Origin of the sequence: Amycolatopsis sp. NPDC051903, assembly GCF_044452505.1 — a bacterium.
In the GTDB taxonomy this organism is placed as follows: Bacteria; Actinomycetota; Actinomycetes; order Mycobacteriales; family Pseudonocardiaceae; genus Amycolatopsis.
The window spans coordinates 1-1,040 of sequence record NZ_JBITBT010000101.1; the positions used below are offsets into that span (position 1 = coordinate 1).

1 protein-coding gene is annotated in these 1,040 nt (G+C 67.2%); it reads right to left on the reverse strand.

Going from position 1 to position 1,040, the window contains the following annotated elements; all coding sequences use genetic code 11:
- Positions 1–45: 45 nt before the first annotated feature.
- The gene (trxB, locus tag ACIA77_RS52470) at positions 46–1,038 is read right to left on the reverse strand and encodes a thioredoxin-disulfide reductase (protein WP_395893756.1); all 993 of its coding nucleotides are present in this window, start codon (positions 1,036–1,038) and stop codon (positions 46–48) included.
- Positions 1,039–1,040: the final 2 nt, after the last annotated feature.

Genomic DNA, 1,040 nt, shown 5'->3' on the forward strand with positions numbered 1-1,040 from the left:
TGTTGGCCATGGGTTTCTCCTTCGGGTGGTTCGAAAATCGGGAAGTCAGTGGGCGCCGGCGCCGTAGCCGCCGCCGACCAGTTCGGCCGCTTCGTGGGCGTCCGGGTCGCCGTGCTCCGCCAGCCATCGTTCCGCGTCGATGGCCGCGCTGCACCCCGAACCCGCCGCCGTGATCGCCTGCCGATAAGTGCGATCCACCAGGTCACCGGCCGCGAACACACCCGGCACGTTCGTGTAAGACGTACGACCCCGCGTCACCACGTAACCGTCCTCGTCCAGCTCGACCTGGCCGCGCACCAGCCCGCTGCGCGGGTCGTGCCCGATCGCCACGAAGAACCCGGTCACATCCAGCTGCTTCTCCTCACCGGTCCGGGTGTCCTTCACCGACAGGCCCGACACCTTGCCGTCCCCCTCGACACCGGTGATCTGCGAGTTCAGCTGCCACTTGATCTTGTCGTTCGCCCGGGCCCGCTCGAGCATGATCTTCGACGCCCGGAACTCGTCACGACGGTGCACGATCGTCACCGACTTCGCGAACTTCGTCAGGAACGTCGCCTCCTCCATCGCCGAGTCACCCCCACCGGCCACGGCGATGTCATGATCACGGAAGAAGAACCCGTCACACGTCGCACACGCCGACACCCCACGCCCGAGCAGATCCTGCTCACCCGGCACGTTCAAATACCGCGCCGCCGCCCCCATCGCCAGCACCACCGCACGCGCCGCGTACCGCGTACCGTTCGCAACCACGTACTTCACCTCGCCGGTCAGCTCCACCGACTCGACGTCCTCCGCCCGCAGCTCCGCACCGAAACGCTCGGCCTGCTTGCGCATCTCCTCCATCAAGTCCGGCCCCTGGATACCGTCGCGGAAGCCCGGGAAGTTCTCGACCTCCGTGGTCGTCATCAGCGCACCACCGAACTGCGTACCCTCGAACACCAACGGTTCGAGCTGCGCCCGCGCCGCGTACACCGCGGCCGTGTAACCCGCGGGACCCGACCCGACGATGATCAGGTTCCTGATTTCCTCGGCAGCCACCC